This is a genomic window from Mesorhizobium sp. WSM2240, from assembly GCF_040438645.1.
Classification (GTDB): domain Bacteria; phylum Pseudomonadota; class Alphaproteobacteria; order Rhizobiales; family Rhizobiaceae; genus Allomesorhizobium.
This window is the reverse complement of the sequence record NZ_CP159256.1, coordinates 479,631-503,157: the sequence shown is the minus strand read 5'-3', so window position 1 is coordinate 503,157 and position 23,527 is coordinate 479,631. Positions and strand designations below refer to the sequence as shown.

Sequence of the window (23,527 nt, the reverse complement as noted above, 5' to 3'; positions counted from 1 at the left end):
GTACCGTGCTCGATCCGTTCGCCAGCGTCGTTCGGTCGCGCGAGGATTACCATCGGAGGATTGTTGACCGGGCGAGAACAGTTCGAGGAGACCTCGACCGCCAGGACGCCTGCTGACGCTGATCTGAATTCGAGAAACGTTCGTGCAGTCCAGCTCCATTGGAGCAGCCATGACAACCGAAAACCAACTGCGCCGGAAGGCCGTGTGCCTGATGGTGAATATGGCGCGTGACTGCGACCAGGAAGGCGAACTTCTCCCGCGGGGGCGGGTGAGCAGTAGGTACGAGCAGAGCGGACGTGTAGCGGCAGAATTTGCCTCACGCAGACATGACCAATTGAACGCAGACCATGGCAATTACACAATGCCAGCGGCGGTGAAAAAATAGCGAGGTCGGCGATTTTCAGGAAAATGGGAACGAGTCTATAATGGCGCTACGGCGAGCAAGGCGCAAGGTCTGAAGGCACGTTCTCCAACGCTCGGCGATGCCGAGATGACCCGCTTCGTCAAACTCTGCCTGGCGCGTCAGCGGTTCGGGTGAGACAACAGGTTGGACGCGTGCTGGAGCAGGACCAGACTGCGCATGGATGAAGTCGAGTGCGTTGTGATCGGCGCAGGGATTGTAGGTCTGGCCATCGCGCGCTCACTCGCGCTGTCTGGCCGTGAGGTGCTTGTCGTCGAAAAGGAAAGGACGATCGGCGCCCACACATCATCTCGCAACAGTGAAGTCATTCACGCCGGCATATATTATCCGCAGCACAGCCTGATGGCGCGCCTTTGTGTGGAGGGTCGGATGGCCCTCTACGATTATTGTGACGCGCGGGACGTTCCCTACAGCCGCTGCGGCAAGCTCATCGTCGCGACGGACGCTGCCGACGCGTTGAAACTGCAGGAAATAGCACAGCGCGCAGCACGCAACGGTGTCGACGACCTGTCGTTACTCTCGGGCGGAGAGGCCATCGCGTTGGAGCCACAGCTGTCGTGCACTGCCGCGCTTCTGTCGCCGTCGACAGGCATCGTTGACAGCCACACCTTGATGCTGGCTTTCCAGGCTGACGCCGAAGCCGCTGGCGCCATGATCGCGTTCGGCTGCCCATTCGTTGGTGCAATCAGTGACGGCTCTGATCTCGTCCTGTCGCTTGGCGGCGCCGAACCCACCTCCATCCGCGCCCGACACCTCGTCAACTCAGCGGGCTTGTTCGCACCCGAGGTCGCGCGCACGATCGAGGGAATTGCACCCGATCGCATACCGACAGCTTATTTTGCGCGCGGCGTCTATTTCGTACTCAGTGGTCGCTGCCCGTTTTCAAGGCTCGTCTACCCGGTACCGGTGGCCGGTGGGCTAGGCATTCATCTCACCATCGATCTTGGAGGCCAGGCGCGCTTCGGTCCGGACGTCGAGTGGATCAATTCCATCGACTATTATCTTGACGAAACCCGTTTGCCGCGCTTTGCCGAGGCTGTCCGACGCTACTGGCCGGGTCTCGAGGAAGCGCGGCTGCTCCCGGGGTACACTGGAATTCGCCCGAAAATCGTGCCACCTGGAGCGCCCGGACAGGATTTTGCCGTTGAAGACAGCGAGGTTCACGGCATTGCGGGCTTGATCAATTTGTTCGGTATTGAATCTCCCGGCCTGACGGCGTCACTGGCGTTGGCGGATCATGTTCGGCAACTGGTAGAGACGCATACCCGTTGATAAACGACGCCGGAGAGAATGTCACGGTTGCCGGCCCGCAGCCCCGGCCAGTCGACAACTGGAATGCTGGATCGGCGATTAAACGGAATCACCTTTATCTCGATACGTCGTGGCGGAGGCGACGATCTTTCCCGACCTCGATGAGGAATGGCCTGGCATCGCGCACCGCCAGGCCGGCATCGCCGCGAAACACGCAACCGGAGCTGACGTCACCCGATTGTGCTTGAGCCCGACCGGATGGACCAATCGGTCGATGGAATTGCAGAGCAAATGGCTGCCGCCCGCGGCCGCTACAGGGTTTGTACTAAAGAACGAAAATCGCTGCGTCTGCAAATGGGCGGTACTCGTTCGGAGTCATACCGTACCCACCCCGATCACTGTCAGCGCGCCGCCGTGCTCGCGCCCGTCAAGGCCACGTCGCTGCGCGATGGCTTCAGTCACCCTTGACCGGCCACTGCGCGCGGGTGGCAGAGCCGGAACCCAGGTCCGGGACGAGGAGATGGTCGTCAGCGGTCGAACACGGAGATGAAACATGATCGCAGAGGAAGCGTGACAAGGATCACCCCATAACGTTCCACCTGCCGGTGGAAAAGGGCGTCCTTCGCGGGACGTGAATGAGGTGGGTTCGCGAGCTGTACGCTTTGTAAGGCGGAGCAAAGGGCAGCCAAGCGCCTGCGTGACTGACTAGAGCAGATTCGACTTATTCCGGGTCATAGCCGGCGGCCTCGAAATAGTGTCGGCATTCCTCGGCGCTGAACGCGGAGAGACAGCCGGCGACGACCAACCAGAGTTCGTCGATGGTTCTGGCTGCAGCCTTTCTCAGGAGGGCTTTGAGCTTTGAGAAGGCCATCTCGATCGGGTTGAAGTCGGGCGAGTATGGCGGCAGGAACAGGAGCCGCGCTCCGGCCTTCTCGATCACCTCGCGCACGCCGCTGATCTTGTGGGCCGGCAGGTTATCCATGACCACGATGTCGCCGGGGCTAAGCTCGGGCGCGAGAACCTGCTCCGCATAGGCGAGGAAGGCTGGGCCGTTCATCGGACCGTCGAGCAGCATCGGCGCGGCCATGCCGTCGAGCCGCAGGCCGGGGCGGTGAAGGTCGTCGTCTTCCAGTGCCCGTGAGGCACGGCCGCCAGGCAGCGCTCGCCGCATGGCGCACGGCCTCGCAACCGGGCCATCTTCGTGGATGCCGCGGTCTCGTCGATGAAGATCAGCTTCTCGGGGTCGAGATCGAGTTGACCATCGAACCAGGCCCTGCGGCGGCGCAGGACGTCGGGACGCTGCTGTTCGGCGGCGTGCGCCGTCTTTTTTTGAACGTGATGCCGCGCCGGTCGAGTAACAGCCAGACGGTGGACGGCGCTACCCGTACGCCCCGCTCGGCTGCAAGGCGTTCACCGATCTCGGCAAGTGTGATGTCCGGCGTCTCCTCGATCAGGCCGAGAACGAAGGCCTCATGCGCGTCGAGCTTCGAACGCGACGGCTGGCCTTGCTTGCGCGCCTCCATCTCGCCGGTCTCGCGATAGCGGCGATACCAGCTTCCCGCCGTCGAAATCCCGATCCGGAAGCGACGCGCAGCCTCCCGCGTCGATAAGCCATCCTCAATGGCCGCAATCACCCGCCCGCGCAGGTCCGCGCTCAGGCTCCTTGTCATCCTCACCCCCTCGCAAATCACTAGGAGCAGTGAATCAGACGAAACTTACCGCGTGAATCCCAAAACCGACTCTGCGTTCTTCGAAGATGCTCTAGCCTCCAGCAGGAACGCCGGAAGCCTCGAGGGCGGCGTTCACGGTCGCTAGCGTTGCCGGGCCGATCAGCCCATCCCATCATCTCTTTCCGCCGAAGGGCAGATTGACGTTCCGGACGATGTGTGGTTGTTCCGCCTCTTTATCGGGAGCATCAATATGCTGAGAGCTACTGTTAGTTCTCGCATGCTCGTCAGCTTGTACGGTCCGGCCACTCTATAGCGATGGACCTGCAATCATTGGCGGCGACGCAGGCGGCGTGGTCCAGGAGATGGCCTCCATCGCCGTCTCAGAGCCGCAAACACGCGTTGGCCAAGAAGTTCGGAACCACCTAATCTTTATGTTTGGGCGTGGCCAGGGCGAGCCGCCTAAACCCCGATACTCCCTGACTCTAATTGTGGCTGCGACAGTGATGGGGTTGCTAGAGTAAGACCGACGACCGGTGAAGATAGACCATCAGCCGGCAGCTTACGATTGGTAGGAACTTACACGCTCACCGACGTAACCACCGGGGCGAAGGTGGCTGAGGGGCACCGCGAAATTTCCTCGTCTTTCGACAGGCCACGTCAAGAGTTTGCATCGATGCGAGCCGAACGAGACGCCGAAAACCGCGCCGCGCGCGAACTCGCTGAATTGATTCGGCTAGATATTGCAGCGAAGATTACGCCCGAGGCTAGCTGAAGTCAGCGCAACGAGGACGGTCATGGCAAGGTCGTCCTTTCAGCGTTGAATTTTCACAAAGCTTGTGCGAGAGGATTGACGGGCGCGGCGAAAGCCGGTTCAGGGAACCACGTCACGGAAGAACTGTTCGCTCGACGGTCTTGTAAACCCCGAGCCGCCCAGCTTGCCCCTCCCGTTCCGCCCGAAAGAGCAGATTGAGCTTCCGGATAATGTGTGGTTGTTCGCAACTACTGTCAGAGCGATGGTAGCATCGAGGGCAGGATTCTGGGAAGGTCCCGTGATGGAAGATTGGATTGCGCTAGCAATAAGGTCGTCGAAAGAGATGGCGGCGGCGTCACCTGTCGAAAGGGGTGGCGCAGACGCTGAATTCGTTAAGCGCAGCTATGAGGAGCATTGGGGCAGAAGGATCGAGGGCATCCGCAAAAAGATCGCTGCTGGTGAGACAGTCGCGCACATCCTCGCGAATATTCGCAGCCAGCCCCATCTCGTCCAAGCCAACCGAGTTGCTGAGGCGATCACTAAGAACCTCCTAGCCGACTTCAACGAGACCACGTCCGCTGGCAAACCTACGTCACGCCTAGGAGCCTGCGGCAGTCGCTTCGTCGCGCAGCCAAATTTCGACCCAATGAGTGCTATTTACCAGCATGCGTTGAGTGCTGACGTCATAGTGGAACTCGGCGCAGGTCCGGGCTGGAACCTGTTCAATCTTTCAACCTATTTGGGTAAAGCCATCCAGAGAAAGCGGCTGTTTGGCTTGGAATTTTCTGACGCTGGGCTAGAAATCATCAAGATTCTTGCCGAGCACGAGAACCTGCCAATCGAAGCGCACTTCTTCGACTACAGAAATCCTGACCTGTCCATGCTTCCCGAAACAGGACGCTTGTTGATTTTCTCGCATCACTCGCTCGAGCAAGTCGAGGAAATATCGCCATTGCTTCACCAGAAGATTGCCACACGGCCAGAGCCGACAAAGCTTATCCACTGTGAGCCAATCGGCTGGCAACGATTCCCCGAGCTCTACAAGGCCCGCGTTCGTCAGAACGATGATCTCTTCAAAGCGATGGTGGTTCGGCGCTTCGACGATCTACATGCGCCCCATGCCGTTGCGATGTGCGCCGCCATCAACTCCTGGCGCGCGAAGTACAACCGAAACGCCATGGATTGTGTCAATAAGCATGTGAATGCCAAGCGATTCGTCGTGCGAGAGGCAATCTACGACTTCACTCATGTTTACAACTCAAACCCAGTTAATCCTTCGACCTACTTGGAGATCGATGTCATTTCGCCGGGCGCGGCTGTTCCCTAATGGGACCTCCTAGGTGGGCGCAGCGAAAACAGGGGAGTGACTCGTCAACTGGTACGCGCTAAGTGGGCGACCGCCGAGGCCAACTAGAGAGTGAATCGATGCGCGCGATTGTCAGGAAGATCGTTCCTTACAATGTAAGACAAGCTCTGTGGAGGGTAAGAAACAACAGACCGCTTTTTGACGGCAAGCCAGTGCTGCCCCGCCAGGAAGAGGTTCCTGTCGATTACAAGCTACCGGTTAAAGCCACCAAACCCGATATCGAGGTCGTAAACCGGCCTAAAGCCTTTGCAAATCTCCGTCGCACTTTGTCGCTCAAACAGGTAGACGAAGCCACGGTGAAAGGCGTTTCGGAGTTGGCATCGGACACTCTCGTCACTTGGGCAACGCTGGAATATAGGCGTGGCAATCTGCGCCATGCGGTAGAGCTCGCGGCCATGATCCCACGGAACGCCGATATCAATCCGCACCTTCTGCAAGCCTGTTGGGACAGTTTGCGCGACATCGGTCGCTACGACCTCGCATTCAAAGGCTTTGCAACCAAAGCGGCTTATATTGGTGAAAACGCTAGTCTTCGCGCCCGACGCGGGCACACGCTTTTCGCAGGCAAGGGGTATGAGCTATTTTCCAACTACATAGAACGCTACGGCCAAGTCGACCCCAAGGGTTACGTCGTTCTATTTGACTTAAACCATCGCATCACGTCTGGCCTCATGGTTCCGATAAGCGTGGAACTGTTGCGGCAGGGGTATGATGTGTGCTCGGTCATACCGTCCACCATGCCGCTCTCCCGGCGCCCTGAATTGCAGGGCATTTCTGGTGCGATCAGGACAAATGGCAGCTCCCTCTCGGATGAGCCGTGGTCGTCTGATGAACTGCATAACCAGTGGACTATCGATTGGGAGAACGAAATCGTCTCCTGCTCCGGGATTAATTATTACACGTTTTTCGCGGAGCGCATCAGCAAGCAGCAGGGCGTCTATCGCGGGAAACTGGACACAACCCAGGCAGTCAGTTTGTTCCACTCGATGCTTCGTCGGAGCGACCTTGCACTGGTCATATGCGAACGATTGGTGACTCTAGCTTCGAAGACTGGAAAACCAATTCGTCTGGTCACGATGGACACGCACTTTGCGCCTTGGGGTGTCGTGCGCCGCTGGTGCGAGCATATTGGAAAGCGGCACAACATCCACCTGGTGGGATTGTCTGTTGCCTATGAAAACTACTTCTCCAATCTCTCAACTCTTGAGGCCCGCACCATCTCCGTCGAGGACATGACGGCGAGGCCAGATGTGAGGCATCCTCTGCTTGCCGGCCGATACCGCTTGGATCAGTTCATTGCCAGCGATCCGGAAGCCACGACAAGACGAGAAATGGTATTGGAGTGGATTAACCTGAACCGAAGCGGGACCAGCGGCACCGACGACCTCGAGCGGCAGACCGTCCTCGGAGCCATCGCTGCTGCCAAGGCGGAAGGACGCAAGGTGTTCTGCGTTTTCGGCAAGGTTCTCATCGACTTCGCGGCTCCTGATGATCGGGGAAATGTTTTCCGGGACTTTCCCTCTTGGGCCAAGGGCCTGGTGAACCTGGCGGAGGAGTCAAACTCGCTGCTGATTATCAAGCCGCACCCTCACGAACTGCGTTCCGAAATCGTTCAAGGCGGCAGCCAGAAACTGCGCGATCTACTCCCCGAGTCGCTGCCGAATAACGTCATCTTCTTGGGGCACTCGTCGTTCAATTCGTCGGAGCTTGCTGATTACGTAGATGCCTGCTTCCTTTGGAATGGCACGGCGTATGCGGAATATCAGGTGCTGGGTTGCCCGGCCTTTGCGGAAAGCGAGTGGGCCGAGAAGGACTACCCGATAGATGCTCCGTTGCTCCGCAAACTGGATGACTACAAGAGCCTTTTCAATGGAACGTTCCCGCTGGCGATCCCGGCCAATACGGTTGGGCGGGCCACCGCGTATATGCAGTTCATGAAGTCCGAATTCGTCACGATCCCCTTTGGCTATGTTCGCCGCGCGGCAACCAACAAACCGATCGGCCCGAACATGTTCTACGAAAATCAGTTGCTTGACCTGGAGCAGAACGGCGATCCCAACGTGACAAAGGCCGCTAGCCGCTTCTTCGAATTTGACTTGGCTACCACGCCGGTCGTTAATTTGCCTACCCGATCGCTGAACCTCGAACGACCGCGCGATGCAAAGCGAAAGGCGCGGCGCACTCGATCTGCCGCGGCCGCATCATAGAAGTTTGAGCCCAATCGGCAGAAAACAGCTTCCATGAAGTCCGTACTGCAGGGCAAGGCGACCCTGCCACGGGGGTAATCTAAATCGGCCAGCACAAGGGGGGCCAATCATGGACGTACGCGTTGCGAAGCTTACGGGACCTCGTGATCTCGTGTGGGAACGAGAGACCGTGGGCCTCAATTCGTCGGATCCTCAGTCCATCCTCTGCCGAACGACGTTTTCGGCCATATCCCCCGGAACGGAGGTTGCCGCCTATGTAGGGGCGGATCCTCTTCGCCCAGGAAAGGTCTATCCAAGGCTTGTCGGCTATTGCAATGTCGCGGAGGTTCTAGAGGTTGGGGCGGAGGTAACCGCCTATCGTCCCGGAGACTTGGTGGTCACCCATGAGTCGCATAGAGAAGCTTTTGTCTGCCACCAACGCGCAGTGCTGGCGACCCTAGATCCAGCGTTCGATCCCGCTTTGGTGAGCGTGAGCTATCTGTTTCATCTCGGTTACGCCGCTCTGCTCAAATCTCAGTTCCGGCCAGGACATAGTGTCGGCGTAATCGGGCTTGGCCCAATCGGTCTTGCTACTCTTGGAATGGCGTCGTCTGGCGGGGGCGCTGCATATGCATTTTCCAACCAGACAAACATAGCCGATAGGGCACGCCAAGCTGGCGCAATCGAGGTGCTTTCAAAAGACAATCATTCTGCGGTGCCCGCACTCGACATAGTGGTGACGACAAGCAACACTTGGCCGGACTGGCAGCTGGCCTTAAGCGCCGCGAGGCCAGGCGGCACAATTGCCGTGCTCGGGTTTCCAGGACGAGGACAGCCTGCGCCGGATTTCAACCCGCTTGCGTCGCAGTTCTTGTACGACAAGCAGCTCACTGTGATGGCCTGCGGAATGCTGCCCAACATCGATGTCTCGCCAACCGACGTGCGCTTCACGGTCAAGCGCAACATGCAATGGCTGGTCGACCAAGTTGGACGGGCGCGGCTACCTGCGCAACATCTGGTTTCGGAAATCGCCGCTGCCGATAAGCTGGGCGACCTGTATGAGCGCCTGGCAAACCGTGAGCCGGGGCTTGTGACCGCAGTACTGAAATGGTGAGGGTTCGGGATGAATAGCTTGCGGGTCGCACTGGTCGGATGTGGCCGGATGGGCGCGTCCACGACGGAACGGACACGGTCGATGCTTCCACCGGCGTGGCTTCCGCTCAGCCATGCCGAGGCCATTGCCGAGCACCCCGGCCTTCAACTTGTCTCTGTTTGTGACGGTGATGGGGACCGAGCCATGGCGGTCGGCGAGCGCCTCGGCATCCCGCCCGCCGCGTGCATGACAGACGCGGTGAAAATGCTGGCTTCGGTCCAACCGGATATACTAGCCGTTGCGACAAGGACACCGGGCCGGCTCGAGATCATCCGCGCGGCCGTCAAACACGGCGTTCGTGGTATTCATTCTGAAAAGCCTCTGGCTCAGCATCTCGCTGAGGGCGAGTCTTTGATGGCTGAAATCGCGGAAACGGGTATTTACTTCACCTACGGAACGTTGCGGCGTTTCATGGCGCCATACAGGGTGGCGAAGATGATGGTCGATCGCGGCGACATTGGCGAAGTTCGCGAAATCAATATAGCCCATAATTATCGTGAGCTGTTGATGTGGTCGCACCCGCACAGCGTAGATTTGCTGCTGTTCTTTGGCGGGCGCGAAATCGAGACGGTGAATGCTGTCTGCGACTTCGGAAGTGCGACGGCAACCGAAAAATTAATCGACTGCGACCCCAAAGTAGAGTTCGCCCACGTTGTCTTTGCCAATGGCACTCGTGGGCTGATCTCCAGTTCGACCGGAATGTCTGTCACCATCTCTGGGACCGAGGGTGCAATCAGAGTGGTTTCAAATGGCGAACGAGTCGAGCTTCACCGGAAGGTTTCGCCCGAAAGCGTATATTTCAGCGACGTTGTTCCTGTACCGGTCCAAGTCGAGCGCAGCGGTACGAGCCAAGCATTTCTCGAATTGTACAATGCGATTGTTGAGGGAACTCCGCCAACGATCTCGCCTGAAGAGGTGGCGCTCAATCAGCGTGTTTTGTGGGCAATTGCCTCGTCTGGCTTACAGCAAGGAAAAGCTGTCAGGCTGAACGATATTAACAGCCAGATGGTGATCACCGGCAGGTTCGGTGAGCTTTACGCCTAAAACAGACCGTCGTGCCTGGGCGCATATGCGAAAAAGACCCCGCAGCAGAAGCTACGGGGTCAGTATGGGAGTGCCGAGGAACCCCCCTGCCAGGATTCACTCTCTCAAGGCAAGCTTCGTCCGGCTGGCATTGGGTTCAATTATAAAGCGATCCATCCGCTCATGCAGCGTCGACACGCTGCCCTGGATGAATGGATGAAGTCGATTGCGTTGTAATCGGTGCCGGGATTGTAGGTCTGGCCATCGCGCTCCATCGCGCTGTCTGGGCGTGAGGTGCTTATGGTCGAAAGGAAAGGGCGATCGGCGCCCATACAGTCGTCCCTCACAGTGAAGTCATTCGAGCCGGCCAGCCATATATTATCCGCAGCGCAGCCTAATGGCGCCCTTTTGTGTGGAGGGTCGGGAAGGCGTCTATGATTATTACGACGCGCGGGGCGTTCCCTACAGCCGCTGCGGCAAGCTTATCGTCGCGACGGACGCTGCCGAGGCGTTGAAACTGAAGGAAATCGCGCGGCGCACAGCACGCAACCGCGTCGACGACCTGTCGTTGCTCTCGGGCGTGGATGGCGTCGCGTTGGAGCCACAACAGTCATGCACGGCCGCGCTTCTGTCGCCGTCGACAGACACCGTTTACTGCCACGCGTTGACACTGGCTATCCAGGCTGACGCCGAAGCCGCGGGCGCCATCGTCCGGGCGAATCCTCTTGACAGTCCCGCTACGCCTTTCCGAGTTTGAAACAAGAAACCCGCCGCAAGCTAGAGCAGATTCGACTTAATCCGGGTCATAGCCTGCTGCCTCGAAATAGTGTCGGCATTCCTGGGCGGTGAACGCTGCGAGGCAATCGGCGACAACGGACCAGAGTTCGTCGACGGTTCTGGCAGCGGCCTTTCTGAGCAGGCATCTCGATCGGGTTGAAGTCCGGCGAGTATGGCGGCAGGAACAGGAGCCGCGCCCCGACCTTCTCGATGGCCTCGCGCACGCCGCTGATCCTGTGGGCCGGCAAATTATCCATGATCACGATATCGTCGGGGCGAAGCTCGGGCGCGAGAACTTGCTCGGCGTAGGCCAGGAACGCCGGACCGTTCATCGGGCCGTCGAGCAGCATCGGCGCGGCCATGCCGTCGAGCCGCAGACCGGCGGTGAACGTGGTTGTCTTCCAATGGCCGTGTGGAACGGCCGCCCGGCATCGCTCGCCACATGGCGCCCTGCCACGTAACCGGGCCATTTTCGTGGACGCCGCGGTCTCATCGATGAAGATCAGTCTTTCGGGGTCGAGGTCGAGCTGACCGTCGAACCAGGCAATGCGGCGGCGCAGGACATCGGGGCGCTGCTGCTCTGAGGCGTGCGCCGTCTTTTTTTGAACGTGATGCCGCGCCGGTCGAGGAACAGCCAAACCGTCGAGGGTGCCGCACGCACGCCGAGTTCGGCGGCAAGGCGCTCCCCGATCTCGGCAAGCGTGATGTCCGGCGCATCCTCGATCAGGGCGAGAATGAAAGCCTCATGCGTATCGAGCTTCGAGCGCGACGGCTGGCCTTGCTTGCGTGCTTGCATCTCGCCGGTCTCGCGATAGCGGCGATGCCAGGCCCCCGCCGTCGAGATCCCGATCCGGAAGCGCCGCGCCGCCTCCCGCGTCGAAACCCCGTCTTCAATCGCAGCAATCACCCGACCGCGAAGGTCGCCGCTAAGGCTCCTCGTCATCACAACCTCCTGCAAATCACCAAGAGCAGTGAATCAGACAAACCCGACCGCGTGAATCCCAAAACCGACTCTGCGTTCTTCGAAGATGCTCTAGGGAGCAACGGTGGGCTTCTCCGCTCCAAGGGTGGCGTCGACAGGGGACCCCTTGGGAACCCAGCAGTTGCCAAGCTGAGAGCTTTGTTCCAACTCAACTGTCGCGGCGACGAAGTCGTGTCCGCCTGAGTGGCAGTCTCGATCACCATTTTGCGCCGGCTTCATTCCAGATACCGAAATGAGAGCAGCCGAGCACGTCGCGCGCCCGAACCGGGTCAACCAGGTCCGGTCTGGCGTACTGCACCGTGGCACATAGCGGCCAGTTAAAAAGGATCTTGTAGCCGGTGGCATCCGCCCGGAGTACCACCGCGGAGCTTTTTGGCAGCGTTTTTGGCATTTCCCGGGCCAGCTCAGGCATTACGCTTTTCAGGCCAATCATCTTGGCCCCGGCGACGGCGCTCAAGCCGTCGGCATCGTCCCGTTGGCGGCTTGTAACTTCCTCGCGAATTCTATCCAAAAACCCGACTGCGATTTCGACCTGCGGGAGGTTTTTCTTGTTGGCCAGTTGGAGCGCCAACGTTTCCCCTTCTGATAACAAAAAGACGCTGAGGGTCCCCACTACGCCGATTCCAATTCCGAGAAACATGCCCACCAAAAACCGTCGCCAAGCTGCCGATGCCTCGGGCCCAGCGTCTCCGAGTGGACCATTAGATAGGTGGGTGGAATTCGGGATCGCTTTGTCTGCTAGGGGCTCGGCTTCTCGCCGGTGCGCGGCGATCATTTCCTCAAGCGCTGCGGTCAATTGCACCACGGCTTCGGGGGCAAACAAATCCCTATGCTTATCGAGGAAACGTTCGTTCGCCTTGCGGATCTTGTCGTATGACTTCTCTCTACTGTCGGACTCCGTATCTTCAATGGAAGATACAGCGCGGCGGAGAGTTTCAGTGTATTTCTGGCTATCTAACATTTTCGGACAAAGGTTGAGGCGGAGAGCCGCTCTCCGGGGCAGGCTCGGCGCTACCTCTGTAGCCTAGCTCTCCTCCAAAAAAAAGCTTGGTGGATATGGGAGAGTCTAGGCAGCGGTAAGAAGCCGTCCGGTTCGGCAGGTGTTGAAGCCTGAACTGTAAGTGTCCGTTCCAAAAAGGGTTGAGCGATTTCAGCAGGTTATGATTCCGTCGGATTTGCGAGATTCGATGGAGATCACAATGGACTGGCTTTGGCGGGACCTCACACCTATACCTGAGTCAACTCGTCCACACGGCCTAGTCCTATGATTGCTAGGCCTGAGGGCGGCCCATCATCCAATATGCAACGGTAGGGTTAAGCCCGCTGGCCCAGCAATCATAGGGACTAGCTGATCCCACTGACGGGGTCAAAAACCTGCCGGACTGTTACCGCCCTCAGGCCGTGGTACGAGCCTCGCGGCGAAAGTGTTCACGGCAACGAGGAGCGGCAAAGGCCTTTGCCATGCATGCGATCAAGAGCATCTATTCAGTTCTTACCCTGACTGGGCGCTAGGCCCAAAAACAAAAAACAGGCCGGTCAATATTCCGACGATGAACATCGAGTCGGACAGGTCATGGCCGATCATATTGTTCAGCAGGCCGCTCAGGAAAAAGCTCATCATGATGCCCCCCGTCATGGCCAGGCCATAGTCTCCCATCTCGTCGCGGTTCTTGCGCCAGGCCAGAATCACCGGGCCGAGAAGCATCATCGCGACGATCAGGGCGCCGGGAATGCCATCGCGTACGGCATAGTTGAGAAAAACATTGTGGAAATGCGAATATGAGAGAGGCGTTCCCGAGATCGCCTTGGTGCGCTCGATCATCAGTTCTGCGCTGTGACCCGGCCCGTGACCGAAGAACGGCGCTTCCGTGACGAGTTGCCAACCCGCTTTCCAGACGGTCAATCGCTTGCCGAGCGATCCCGAATAATCGCCCTCTTCCACTATTTGCCCATAGTCTTCGATCAGCAACTCGACACGGTCGCGGACGAAGGGCGTGGCAAACAGCCCGAAGGCCAACAGTGCGACCGAAAACACCGCTATGGACGGCAGCAGGTAGCGCCGCGCTATGTGATCGCGATAGAACCAGATGCAGATCGCCGGAACGATGACGAGTCCGGCCCACAGGCCGCGTGTCCCTGATAGGATGATGCTGCCGACTGAGGCGAGTGCGGCCAGCGCGAACAGCACACGCCATCGGCCATGCGCGCGCTGGCTGGCCAGGAAAGTGATCGTGAGGGTCATGAAATTTGCAAGTGCGAAGGGATAGGCGTTGCCTGCGCCGCCTTCAGCCCGCAAGCCAAATCCGAAGCTCTCAACCGAGGCAATGGCGAATGCCACATAGGCGCCGCCCATTGCAGCAAGTTCGACCGCGTCGCGAACGCCTGAGCGTTCCGAAACCGAAAGGCGGGAGTAGATCGGCAGGAAGGCCAGATAGAGCGTGTTTTGACCGATTTCGTACAGGGTCACGACGCCATTGTATGAAATCGCTCCGGCGAGGGCTTCAATTGCGAAAAAACCCGCAAAGATCAGCGCTACTATCCGAGCTTCGCGAACCCGCGACAGGGGAAAATCCCTTCTCAGGAGGCGGACGATCGCCCAGATGAACGCACCGCCGACCATGAAGCTGACGGCGCTGCCGATTACCGCCCCCCAGCCGGTGACGATCCCCATATAGAGGCGGTTCATCCTGTCCAGGGTCAGGCCGAAAATTGGTTGGGGCACTATGATTTCGACCTCATGACTTAGACTTTTGAAAATCTCTTGCCGCATCGGCCAGGCCGGGCCGGGGATCTTCCGTCTGCCGCCATCCATCGTCTGCCAGCGCCGAAGAATCACAAATCTGCTCGGCAAACAGGCCCTGCCAGTCTTCGCCGCGCCCGGCAAGCCTTGCAGCCTCCTTGAGCAGACCGGCTGGAACGGGCAGCAGACGCGCGGGCCTGTCCAGCCCTGCGCGGAAGGCGGTGAATATCTCGTCTGTGCTCACCGGATAGCGGTCGCTCGCCAGATAGATCTGCCGGATTTGCGCCATGCGGAGCAGGTCGACCGCCGCCGCGGCCAGTGCCTCCACCGAGAGCAAGGACCGACGGTTGCGAAGGGGGAGAGCGTAGGGGGTATCGGCCAAGCGAAGCATCCTTGAGAGATTTCCCTTCATGCCTGCCCCATAGACCGGCGGCAGGCGAAGGATCGAAAGCCTGGAGGCGTTCGGAAAGTGCGTCAGCGCGGCCAGTTCCGCGGCCCGCTTGGACCGTCCATCACCCTGGCAGGTGTTTGCGGCGTCAATATGCCGGCGTCCCGCCCACCCGCAGCAGATCCCAGTCTTGCGGACTTACCGCGATTCAACTACCAGTTTTCGCCTCGTGGAACATCTGAGTCGCCGCCTCTCGGTGCTGTCGGCGGGCGCCTTGATGACCTTACGTGGCGGTCCGACTGGCCGAAGGTTACTGCAAGCAGCAACCTAGTTTTTGGATTGAAGCACGCGAGACATGGGGCACGCGTTCTCACAGGGCCCTGATCCTCGACCCGATCTTGCAGGAATGATGCAAGCACCCTAAAAGCCTCACACCTGACAGCTCGAATTGGCAACAAAAAAGTGAATGGCGGTACTATGCTGACTGGACAATCGATTCTCATCACTGGCGGCACCGGATCCTTCGGACATACCTTTCTGCCGATGACTCTGGAGCGTTACGACCCGCGAAGGATCATCGTCTATTCTCGCGATGAGATGAAGCAATGGGAAATGGCTAAGAAGTATCAAGGCGACAACCGGGTCCGTTTCTTTATCGGTGATGTCCGAGATCGCGAGCGCCTCTACCGCGCGCTCGATGGCGTCGATTACGTTGTGCACGCGGCCGCAACGAAAATTGTTCCCACGGCGGAATACAATCCCTTTGAATGCATCAAGACCAACATCAATGGCGCGATGAACGTTATTGACGCGTGCATCGACAAGGGAGTGAAGCGGGTTGTGGCCCTCTCCACGGACAAGGCAAGTAGCCCGATCAATCTCTACGGCGCTACCAAGCTCGCCTCGGACAAGCTCTTCGTGGCTGGCAATTCTTATGTTGGAGGGCATGGAACTCGTTTCGCGGTAGTTCGGTATGGAAATGTAATGGGATCGCGCGGGTCAGTTATTCCGTTCTTCCTTTCAGTCAGGGAAAAGGGAGTCCTGCCCCTCACTGACCAACGAATGACCCGCTTTATGATTACCCTGGAACAAGGGGTTGAACTTGTCTGGCACGCATTCGACGACATGGAAGGCGGCGAGATCTATGTGAAGAAAATTCCTTCTATGAAAGTGGTGGACCTCGCTCGAGCCGTGGCTCCCGAGGCGAAACATGATTTCGTGGGGATCCGACCGGGTGAGAAGCTGCACGAGCAGATGGTCGGTGAGGAGGACTCTTTCTATACGTACGAATATCCCGACCACTATAAGATTTTGCCTGCAATCAATAATTGGGGCTCCAGTGTAGAGCGAATCAAGGGTGGGGTAAAAGTTACAGAGGGTTTCAGCTATACAAGTGACAACAACAAAGAATGGATGAGTGTCGAAACACTCCAGGAGTGGGTCATTAACAATCGCGCGAAGATCGGCAACATATGACTAAAATTCCGTATGGTCGGCAAGACATCAATGAAGCAGACGTAAACGCGGTTGTGGAGGTCCTGCGGTCGGATTTTCTGACACAGGGTCCAGTTGTGCCTCGCTTCGAAGAGGCTGTCGCTGAGTATTCTGGTGTAGAGCATGCGATCGCAATGAACAGCGCAACATCAGCGCTGCATATCGCCTGCCTGGCGCTTGGGTTGGGGCCCGATGATTGGCTTTGGACAAGTCCCATTACCTTTGTGGCGTCGGCCAATTGCGCTCTCTATTGTGGGGCCAAGGTCGACTTTGTTGACATCGACAAGAATACATACAACATATCATCCCAAGCTCTGGAGAGAAAGCTCGTTCAGGCTGAGCGCGACGGACGGCTCCCCAAGATCGTCGTGGCCGTTCATCTTTGCGGACAACCGTGTGACCTTGCTGCCATTCACACCCTTGGAACGCGGTACGGGTTTTCGATCATTGAGGACGCCTCTCACGCAATAGGTGGCCGTTATCAGAATAGGCCGATCGGTGATTGTCGCTACAGTGACGTGACTGTCTTCAGTTTTCATCCTGTGAAAATCATTACCTCTGGGGAAGGCGGTATGGCGGTTACCAATGATGCCCGGCTTGCAAGCCGCATGTCCCTGCTGCGCAGCCACGGCATTACGCGCGAGCCGGCTCTGATGACCCACGAGCCTGATGGCCCTTGGTACTACCAGCAGGTGGATCTCGGGTATAACTATAGAATGACGGAACTGCAGGGTGCACTTGGATTGAGTCAAATGGCCCGTGTGGATGCCTATGTGGCGCGCCGACACGAGTTGGCCCGCCGCTATGACCAAACGCTCAAGGGGCTCCCGGTTACCATACCCTGGCAGCATCCCGACGGATATTCGGGCTTGCACCTTTATGTCATTCGATTGCAACTTGATGCGATCAAGGGCAGTCATAAGGATGTTTTCAAGTCTATGCAGTCCCAAGGCATAGGGGTGAACCTTCACTACATCCCGATTCACATGCAACCCTATTATCAGCGTATGGGCTTTAATCCCGGGGACTATCCAGAAGCCGAGGCCTACTATTTCGAAGCGATGACCATCCCGATGTATCCTGCGATGAGTTATGATCAACAGGATTCGGTGATCAGCGCGCTGGAAAAGGCTCTCGCGTAAATGAGATTGGCGGTCATTCCAGCGCGCGGTGGTAGCAAGCGCATACCGCGCAAGAACATCCGCCCCTTCTGTGGCAGGCCAATGATTGCCTGGTCTATCGAGGCGGCACTGCAAAGTGGCTGCTTTCAGCAAGTTATTGTCTCCACTGATGACGATGAAGTCGCGGATGTCGCGCGTGCGTGGGGCGCTGGAGTCCCTTTCAAACGCCCTGCAAACCTCGCTGACGACCATACCGCCACACTGCCTGTGATTGCCCATGCGATCGAATGGTATCAGCATCACGGCGACACACCGACCCACATCTGCTGCGTTTATGCGACTGCTCCCTTTGTGCAATCAGAGGACTTAAGGACAGGGCTCTCGCTGCTCGAACGGGAGGGTTGTGATTATGCTTTTCCGGTCACCAGCTACGCTTTTCCAGTCCAACGGGCGATACGGATCACCCCGGGCGGCCGAGTGGAGATGTTCAATCCAGAACATTTCAATACGCGGTCGCAGGATTTGGAAGAGGCTTATCATGATGCCGGTCAATTCTATTGGGGGCTTGCCGAAGCTTGGCTTAGGAAAAGGCCGATCTTCTCATCTGTAGCAACGCCCCTCGTTCTGCCGCGGTATCGAGTGCAGGATATCGATACCGTGGAAGACTGGCAGAGGGCTGAGCTGATGTTTGAGGCGATACGAGCGAAGTAATGGCAGGTTCCACTCCGCGAATTGTCATTCGTGTTGACGCGTCCACAACCATCGGTACGGGCCATGTGATGCGATGTGTGACGCTGGCGGAACGCCTGAAACAGGAAGACGCGGATGTGCGGTTTGTTTGCCGGGAGTTGGATGGCCATTTATGCGGACTAATCGAAGATCGGGGATTTTCCTTAGAGCGTCTACCAGTGCCTGCATCAAAGGTAACTCACGTTGACGGTCCGGCGCACGCGGCGTGGCTTGGCGTCTCCTGGGAAGATGATGCGGCGCAGACTTTAGCTTCCATCAGCCATCTCGCGCCGCCTCATTGGATTGTGGTCGATCACTATGCGCTTGATGCAAGGTGGGAACAGCACTTCCGCAAAAAAGGCATAAAGATCATGGCTATCGATGATCTTGCCGACAGACTACACGACTGCGACATTCTGCTTGATCAAAACCTCGTTGCACACCAGAGCGAGCGATATTTTGGAAAGACGCCGGAGCGCTGTACTCTGTTGCTCGGACCTGGCTATGCGCTACTGGACTCTGAGTATGCTCGTTTGCGCCCTCGCGCGTCACCCCGGGAAGGCCAGCCACGCCGTGTGCTCGTATCCTTCGGCGGAATCGATAAATATTTCTTGACCGAAAAAACGGTGAATGCCCTTGTCGCGCTCGAGGGACGGGCTGTCGAAGCAGACATCGTACTTTCCTCGACGTCGCCACAGTTCCAGCAGATCGAAAGCAAAATAGAGGGCGTTCCGAACCTGCGGCTTCACGATCGGTTGACAAGCCTAGCTCATCTGATGCTGGGGGCCGATTTGGCAATCGGCGCGAGTGGAACAACGAACTGGGAACGGCTCTGCCTCGGTCTCCCTACTCTCGTCGTCACTGTTGCCGAAAACCAACGTCCGACCGCCGACGAGCTTTCCCGGCGCGGGCTCGTCCATTGGCTTGGGGACGCGGATACGGTGGATCAAAACCGTATACAAAGCGCATTGGAGGGGATTCTGGACGCTGGACTCGGCGTGACCTGGTCGGAAAAATGTCTTGAGATCGTAGACGGCCGCGGTGCGGCGCGAGTTTGTGCGGTATTGCTCGCCGAAGCCGGGATGAGTTTGTCGGTCCGGCACGCCGAATTGCGAGATGAATCCATGCTGCTGGACTGGGCAAACGACCGCGCAACGCGCGAAAACGCATTCAACCCCAAGCCTATAACACCGCAAGAACATCGGGCATGGTTTCGCGCCCGCCTTCGTCAGCCCGATTATTGTGTGCTGTATATCATAGAAACCATATCGGGCATCCCCATGGGCCAAGTTCGCTTCGATCGACGCAGCGACGAATGGGAAATCAGCTACTGCGTAGCCCCGCTTTTCCGCGGCAGGAGGGTCGGTCAAAGCATGCTCGAAGACGCGATCCGGCACTTGCAGAAATGCCACGGAAACGTCTCCCTTTTTGGCCAGGTTAAGCTGGCGAACGCGCCTTCGCGACGAATTTTTGAGTCATTGAACTTCTCGACTCGCGTCAGCGGCCCGGACCGCATTATCTACGAACGCTGCTACAGCAAGTGAAGGATTCCATGTTCATAGGAAATCGTGAAATTGGGCAAAATGCCCCTCCGTTCATCATTGCCGAGATGTCTGGCAACCACAATCAGTCGCTTGATAGAGCGCTCGAAATCGTCGACGCCGCCGCTACCACTGGCGCACACGCGATCAAGCTGCAGACATATACGGCAGACACCATAACGCTTAATGTGCGCGGCGGAGATTTCGACATTTCCGACGAGAAAAGCATTTGGAAGGGGCGAAATCTTCATGATCTGTACAAGGAAGCGCATACCCCTTGGGAGTGGCACGCTCCGATTATGCGGCGTGCAAAGGAACATGGAATGCTGTGTTTCAGCAGCCCATTCGATGAAACCGCCGTCGATTTCCTGGAGAGTCTTGATGTCCCCGCATTTAAGATCGCTTCCTTCGAGAACATCCACCTGCCATTGATCCGCAAAGTCGCGGCCACTGGGAAACCGATTATCCTCTCTACCGGGATGGCGAGCATCGCCGAACTTGACGAGGCCGTTCGTACTGCGCGCGAAGCAGGATGCCGCGATATCATACTGCTCAAATGCACGAGCACCTACCCGGCAACACCCGAAAACACCAATGTTCTCACCATTCCTCACATGCGTGAATTGTTCCGATGCGACATCGGACTTTCTGACCACACCATGGGTGTCGGCGTTGCAGTCGCAGCGGTTGCACATGGTGCGACCGTGGTGGAAAAACATTTCACCCTGCGCCGCGCTGACGGCGGCGTCGACAGCACCTTCTCGCTTGAGCCGGAAGAAATGAAGGCACTGGTTGCGGAAACAGAGCGGGCTTGGCAGTCGCTCGGGAATGTCGTGTACGGCGCCACTGAAGCTGAGAAGAAGTCGCTCGCTTTCCGCCGATCGATATATGTTGCCGAAGATGTCGCAGCAGGACAGCCGCTTACCCGAGAAAATCTTCGGATCGTGCGACCAGGACATGGCCTTGCTCCTAAGCACTACGAGATGCTGCTTGGGCGACGTGCGAGCCGAGATCTGAAGGCCGGAACCCCGGCGAGTTGGGATTTTGTGATGTCCTAACACTTGCAGTGTTTTTGCCGATGGCGTTCGCAGTGGGCTCGCAAAACTGGAAATCTACGCTGCGAAACCGATCCCTGGCTGGCGGGCCCCTATCGGGTGCGGTTCGGTTAGCCTACGATACAGCACGTCCGGATCGGCCGCACGGTTTGCTTCTGGCACCCAGTCTGCGGTCGAGATGAAATTCGGGATCAGACTTAATGTGCCGTCAAAAAGTCATCGTCACCGTGTCCCGTCAGTCCGTGGGTAAGCTGATGCTTCAGTTGCGGCATGACTGGATCCATTTACGTTGTTGCAGTTAACCATCTTCAGGGATAAGCGATCTGCAAATCCCATCAACCTGGCGAACCTAATGGAACTTTGGAACAGAATCCGGCCTTATTTGTCCAGTTTGGTCCGCTTTTTCCATATTAGCTACATCGAGGCAAAGTCTGAGCACAGCGGAACCCGCCTGGGGATTCTGTGGGCGCCCCTTTCATCCCTGATTTTTTCAGCCTTGTTGGCGTTGGTATTCCGCCATTCTGCCACGATGAGTGTCTCAGAATATTTTATTTATGTGTTCACTGGATATGTCCTGTGGAATTTTATCTCAGATTCCATCACAGGCAGCACGGACGTGATCCAAGGTCAGCTCGATTTTGCCGTTCACAACAATCTCTCGCTGATTGGTTTGTTCGGCAAACTTTTGGTGGATCGGCTTTTCGAATACTCAATGAACGTGGCCATTTTAATAGTGCTAATCTTGCTCCTTCGACCAACAACCATTAGCTTCGGACTGACGCTCTTCTTACCATTCGCTGCGATAATCACCCTGACATCCCTCGGGACTGCCTACCTTGTTAATATTACCACGGTCCTATACCCGGACTTGAAGACGGCTGTCAAAGTCGGTGCACGCTTCATGTTTTTTGCCTCTCCTGTGTTCTGGCATGCTGACGAAGTCGCGAGCGGGACGCGGGCCTTTCTCGTCCAGTATAATCCTGTTTCATACTACCTGTCGCTCGCACGCCAAGTGTTTGGGGTTGAACCGTTAGAGCCCAGCGCCTGGGCCATGGCCGTGCTTGTTTCGACGGCAATTTGCGCCACGGGCTTTCTTGCCTATCGCCAGTCACAGAGTTTCGTTAGGAACTTCAAATAGCGATGGCGAAGATTGCGATCGAGAACGCCAGCGTCAGCTATTTTCTCCGAAAGCGAGGGGATGTCGCCAAAACCACGGAGCGTGGCGTCGTTGGAGCCGAAGTCATTGTTGGCCGGCGTTATCTCGAAATTGCGGCGCTCAAGAACATTTCGCTGCACCTCAAGGATGGCGATCGCGTCGGACTCGTCGGTATGAACGGTTCTGGCAAGACAACGCTGCTAAAGTTATGCGCCGGCGCTCTTGGAATCCAATCGGGCCGTGTGACCATCGAAGGAAGGGTGAGCCCACAGTTCGCGCTTGGCTCGGGACTGAAGCCCAAACTCTCCGGACGGCAAAACACGGAGCTCAAATGCCTATATATGGGCGTACCTCAGAGTTCCGTTGGACGGCACGTGGAGGATGTGAAAACACTCTCTGGGTTGGGTGGTTATTTCGAATTGCCAATCCACAGTTACTCCGCAGGCATGCGATCGCGGCTGGTGATGAGCCTGCTGCGGCTTGTCCGCGGTGAGATCCTGATCATGGATGAATGGATCAACGCTGTCGATCCATCGCTCAGTGCAGCCATCGGCGGACTGCAAACGCAACTCATCGAGAAGGCGAAGATTCTTCTTCTAGCAAGCCATTCCCAACGAGTTCTTGAAGAATGGGTTGATCGTCTCATCTGGCTGGACTACGGGGAAATTCGCGCAGACGGTGAGCTACAAAAGGTTTATCGGGAATACCGGAAATGGTTTCAAACGCGCAGCGCTTCCAAAGCTGCCGACCAGTCCACCCGCATTTGAACAGATGGCCTCCCAGAACTCTTCGTTTGGATCGACCTTTTCGGGATGTGAGGGCCACAGACGCTTCTCGGTGATTGTCCCTGTCTATGATCACTGGGAACTGGTGCGTAACCTGCTCACCTGTCTGCAGCTGCAAACGTTTCCGGCCAACTGCTTCGAGATTATTCTCGTCGATAATGGTTCCTCATGCATCGTGCTGCCTCCCAATTTGCCAATTAATGCAAGGGTGCTGTACTGCTCGGCTCCGGGTTCCTATGCTGCTCGCAATTTTGCAGCCGAACACGCGGCAGGAGAGTGGCTCGCCTTTATCGATGCCGATTGCCTGCCCACGCCGGAGTGGCTGGAAAGACTGGATGAAGCTGCCCGCAGTCTAGCCGCTGCCGACGCTTTATTGGCCGGTGCGGTCGACGTTACTCAGGCATCAGAGAAACCCAATTCTTATGAGATCTATGATATGGTCAGAGGCATCCCCCAGGAACGGTACGTAACCCGCGGATATGGCGCCACTGCCAATCTTGCAGTAGCAACTGAGCACTTTCACCAGCTGGGAGGCTTCGATGCAAGTCGCTTTTCCGGAGGAGATGCAGAGTTTTGCAGGCGCGCGGGTTCCATGGGGTGGCCGATCAAATATGTCTCTCAAGCTCGTGTTAACCACCCTGCACGGGCATCCTGGCACGAGATCGCAACAAAGGCACGTCGAGTGAAAGGCGGCCAGTTGACCGCGGGGGCTCCAGCACGTCGCTTTCTGTGGGGTTTCGCGACACTTATGCCTCCTTTGCGCAGTGCTTGGCACCTCCTGAAAAACAGCAAACACACACTGACCTACCGGTTGATTGCGATTCGCGTTCTGCATCTAATATGGATCGTAGAACTGCGCGAACTTTTTCGCTTGCTACGTGGTCATCAAACTGAACGCCGTTGATCTGGTGCTGGCGTGATCGATCCCGGAAGAGATA

General features: G+C 57.4%; 17 protein-coding genes and 2 pseudogenes. 14 read left to right on the top strand and 5 right to left on the bottom strand.

Annotation, left to right across the window (positions count from 1 at the left end):
• The first annotated feature begins 580 nt into the window (after positions 1-580).
• Positions 581-1,693 carry an NAD(P)/FAD-dependent oxidoreductase gene (locus ABVK50_RS32135; protein WP_353646358.1) on the top strand — a complete coding sequence of 371 codons (1,113 nt, stop codon included), beginning with the start codon at positions 581-583 and terminating at the stop codon, positions 1,691-1,693.
• Between the two features lie 700 nt (positions 1,694-2,393).
• Here the strand turns inward: ABVK50_RS32135 and ABVK50_RS32130 are convergent.
• Positions 2,394-3,342 (bottom strand): annotated as a pseudogene (locus ABVK50_RS32130) (IS630 family transposase).
• A gap of 1,052 nt (positions 3,343-4,394) precedes the next feature.
• On the opposite strand from ABVK50_RS32130, the gene ABVK50_RS32125 reads away from it, so the two are divergent.
• From ABVK50_RS32125 to ABVK50_RS32105, 5 genes are all read left to right on the top strand, one after another.
• On the top strand, positions 4,395-5,420 hold the full coding sequence (locus tag ABVK50_RS32125) for a class I SAM-dependent methyltransferase (protein ID WP_353646357.1): 1,026 nt from the start codon (positions 4,395-4,397) through the stop codon (positions 5,418-5,420).
• A gap of 98 nt (positions 5,421-5,518) precedes the next feature.
• Entirely contained in the window at positions 5,519-7,666 is a 2,148-nt protein-coding gene (locus ABVK50_RS32120; protein ID WP_353646356.1) for a hypothetical protein, read from the top strand.
• Between the two features lie 373 nt (positions 7,667-8,039).
• Complete coding sequence (locus ABVK50_RS32115; protein WP_353646355.1) at positions 8,040-8,759, top strand: hypothetical protein; 720 nt, start codon at positions 8,040-8,042, stop codon at positions 8,757-8,759.
• 9 nt (positions 8,760-8,768) lie between these two features.
• Positions 8,769-9,842 carry a Gfo/Idh/MocA family oxidoreductase gene (locus ABVK50_RS32110; RefSeq protein WP_353646354.1) on the top strand — a complete coding sequence of 358 codons (1,074 nt, stop codon included), beginning with the start codon at positions 8,769-8,771 and terminating at the stop codon, positions 9,840-9,842.
• A 376-nt stretch (positions 9,843-10,218) separates the two neighbouring features.
• Positions 10,219-10,578 carry an FAD-dependent oxidoreductase gene (locus tag ABVK50_RS32105; protein WP_353646353.1) on the top strand — a complete coding sequence of 120 codons (360 nt, stop codon included), beginning with the start codon at positions 10,219-10,221 and terminating at the stop codon, positions 10,576-10,578.
• 36 nt (positions 10,579-10,614) lie between these two features.
• On the opposite strand, the pseudogene ABVK50_RS32100 reads toward ABVK50_RS32105, so the two are convergent.
• From ABVK50_RS32100 to ABVK50_RS32085, 4 genes and pseudogenes are all read right to left on the bottom strand, one after another.
• Positions 10,615-11,541: pseudogene (locus ABVK50_RS32100) on the bottom strand (IS630 family transposase).
• Between the two features lie 235 nt (positions 11,542-11,776).
• Positions 11,777-12,541, bottom strand: a complete 765-nt coding sequence (locus tag ABVK50_RS32095; protein WP_353646352.1) for a hypothetical protein — start codon at positions 12,539-12,541, stop codon at positions 11,777-11,779.
• 531 nt (positions 12,542-13,072) lie between these two features.
• Positions 13,073-14,302 carry an O-antigen ligase family protein gene (locus ABVK50_RS32090; RefSeq protein ID WP_353646351.1) on the bottom strand — a complete coding sequence of 410 codons (1,230 nt, stop codon included), beginning with the start codon at positions 14,300-14,302 and terminating at the stop codon, positions 13,073-13,075.
• Positions 14,303-14,315: 13 nt separating this feature from the next.
• Complete coding sequence (locus ABVK50_RS32085; RefSeq protein ID WP_353646350.1) at positions 14,316-14,702, bottom strand: hypothetical protein; 387 nt, start codon at positions 14,700-14,702, stop codon at positions 14,316-14,318.
• A gap of 483 nt (positions 14,703-15,185) precedes the next feature.
• Between ABVK50_RS32085 and pseB the strand changes: the two genes are divergently transcribed.
• The 8 genes from pseB (at position 15,186) to ABVK50_RS32045 (ending at position 23,493) form a co-directional block, all read left to right on the top strand.
• Positions 15,186-16,184, top strand: coding sequence for a UDP-N-acetylglucosamine 4,6-dehydratase (inverting) (gene pseB / locus ABVK50_RS32080; RefSeq protein WP_353646349.1), 999 nt, complete (start codon positions 15,186-15,188; stop codon positions 16,182-16,184).
• Positions 16,181-17,344, top strand: coding sequence for a UDP-4-amino-4,6-dideoxy-N-acetyl-beta-L-altrosamine transaminase (gene pseC / locus ABVK50_RS32075; RefSeq protein ID WP_353646348.1), 1,164 nt, complete (start codon positions 16,181-16,183; stop codon positions 17,342-17,344). The genes pseB and pseC overlap by 4 nt, the downstream gene beginning before the upstream one ends.
• A complete protein-coding gene (gene pseF, locus ABVK50_RS32070) occupies positions 17,345-18,034 on the top strand; it encodes a pseudaminic acid cytidylyltransferase (RefSeq protein WP_353646347.1) in 690 nt (229 codons plus the stop codon). It abuts the gene before it with no gap.
• The gene (pseG, locus tag ABVK50_RS32065; protein ID WP_353646346.1) at positions 18,034-19,596 is read left to right on the top strand and encodes a UDP-2,4-diacetamido-2,4,6-trideoxy-beta-L-altropyranose hydrolase; all 1,563 of its coding nucleotides are present in this window, start codon (positions 18,034-18,036) and stop codon (positions 19,594-19,596) included. The genes pseF and pseG overlap by 1 nt, the downstream gene beginning before the upstream one ends.
• An 8-nt stretch (positions 19,597-19,604) precedes the next feature.
• Positions 19,605-20,651 (top strand): pseudaminic acid synthase, encoded by a 1,047-nt coding sequence (gene pseI / locus ABVK50_RS32060; protein ID WP_353646345.1) that lies wholly within the window; start codon positions 19,605-19,607, stop codon positions 20,649-20,651.
• 349 nt (positions 20,652-21,000) lie between these two features.
• Complete coding sequence (locus ABVK50_RS32055) at positions 21,001-21,786, top strand: ABC transporter (protein WP_353646344.1); 786 nt, start codon at positions 21,001-21,003, stop codon at positions 21,784-21,786.
• A 2-nt stretch (positions 21,787-21,788) separates the two neighbouring features.
• On the top strand, positions 21,789-22,571 hold the full coding sequence (locus tag ABVK50_RS32050; RefSeq protein ID WP_353646343.1) for an ATP-binding cassette domain-containing protein: 783 nt from the start codon (positions 21,789-21,791) through the stop codon (positions 22,569-22,571).
• Positions 22,483-23,493, top strand: a complete 1,011-nt coding sequence (locus ABVK50_RS32045; RefSeq protein ID WP_353646342.1) for a glycosyltransferase family A protein — start codon at positions 22,483-22,485, stop codon at positions 23,491-23,493. Before ABVK50_RS32050 ends, ABVK50_RS32045 begins: the two co-directional genes overlap by 89 nt.
• Positions 23,494-23,527: the final 34 nt, after the last annotated feature.

Coding starts and splice junctions, on each gene's coding strand:
- ABVK50_RS32135 (WP_353646358.1), top strand. CDS start 581: ATGGATGAAGTCGAGTGCGTTGTGATCGGCGCAGGGATTGTAGGTCTG.
- ABVK50_RS32050 (WP_353646343.1), top strand. CDS start 21,789: ATGGCGAAGATTGCGATCGAGAACGCCAGCGTCAGCTATTTTCTCCGA.
- ABVK50_RS32095 (WP_353646352.1), bottom strand. CDS start 12,541: ATGTTAGATAGCCAGAAATACACTGAAACTCTCCGCCGCGCTGTATCT.
- ABVK50_RS32105 (WP_353646353.1), top strand. CDS start 10,219: ATGGCGCCCTTTTGTGTGGAGGGTCGGGAAGGCGTCTATGATTATTAC.
- ABVK50_RS32120 (WP_353646356.1), top strand. CDS start 5,519: ATGCGCGCGATTGTCAGGAAGATCGTTCCTTACAATGTAAGACAAGCT.
- ABVK50_RS32110 (WP_353646354.1), top strand. CDS start 8,769: ATGAATAGCTTGCGGGTCGCACTGGTCGGATGTGGCCGGATGGGCGCG.
- pseF (WP_353646347.1), top strand. CDS start 17,345: ATGAGATTGGCGGTCATTCCAGCGCGCGGTGGTAGCAAGCGCATACCG.
- pseC (WP_353646348.1), top strand. CDS start 16,181: ATGACTAAAATTCCGTATGGTCGGCAAGACATCAATGAAGCAGACGTA.
- pseI (WP_353646345.1), top strand. CDS start 19,605: ATGTTCATAGGAAATCGTGAAATTGGGCAAAATGCCCCTCCGTTCATC.
- pseB (WP_353646349.1), top strand. CDS start 15,186: ATGCTGACTGGACAATCGATTCTCATCACTGGCGGCACCGGATCCTTC.
- ABVK50_RS32125 (WP_353646357.1), top strand. CDS start 4,395: ATGGAAGATTGGATTGCGCTAGCAATAAGGTCGTCGAAAGAGATGGCG.
- pseG (WP_353646346.1), top strand. CDS start 18,034: ATGGCAGGTTCCACTCCGCGAATTGTCATTCGTGTTGACGCGTCCACA.
- ABVK50_RS32055 (WP_353646344.1), top strand. CDS start 21,001: ATGGAACTTTGGAACAGAATCCGGCCTTATTTGTCCAGTTTGGTCCGC.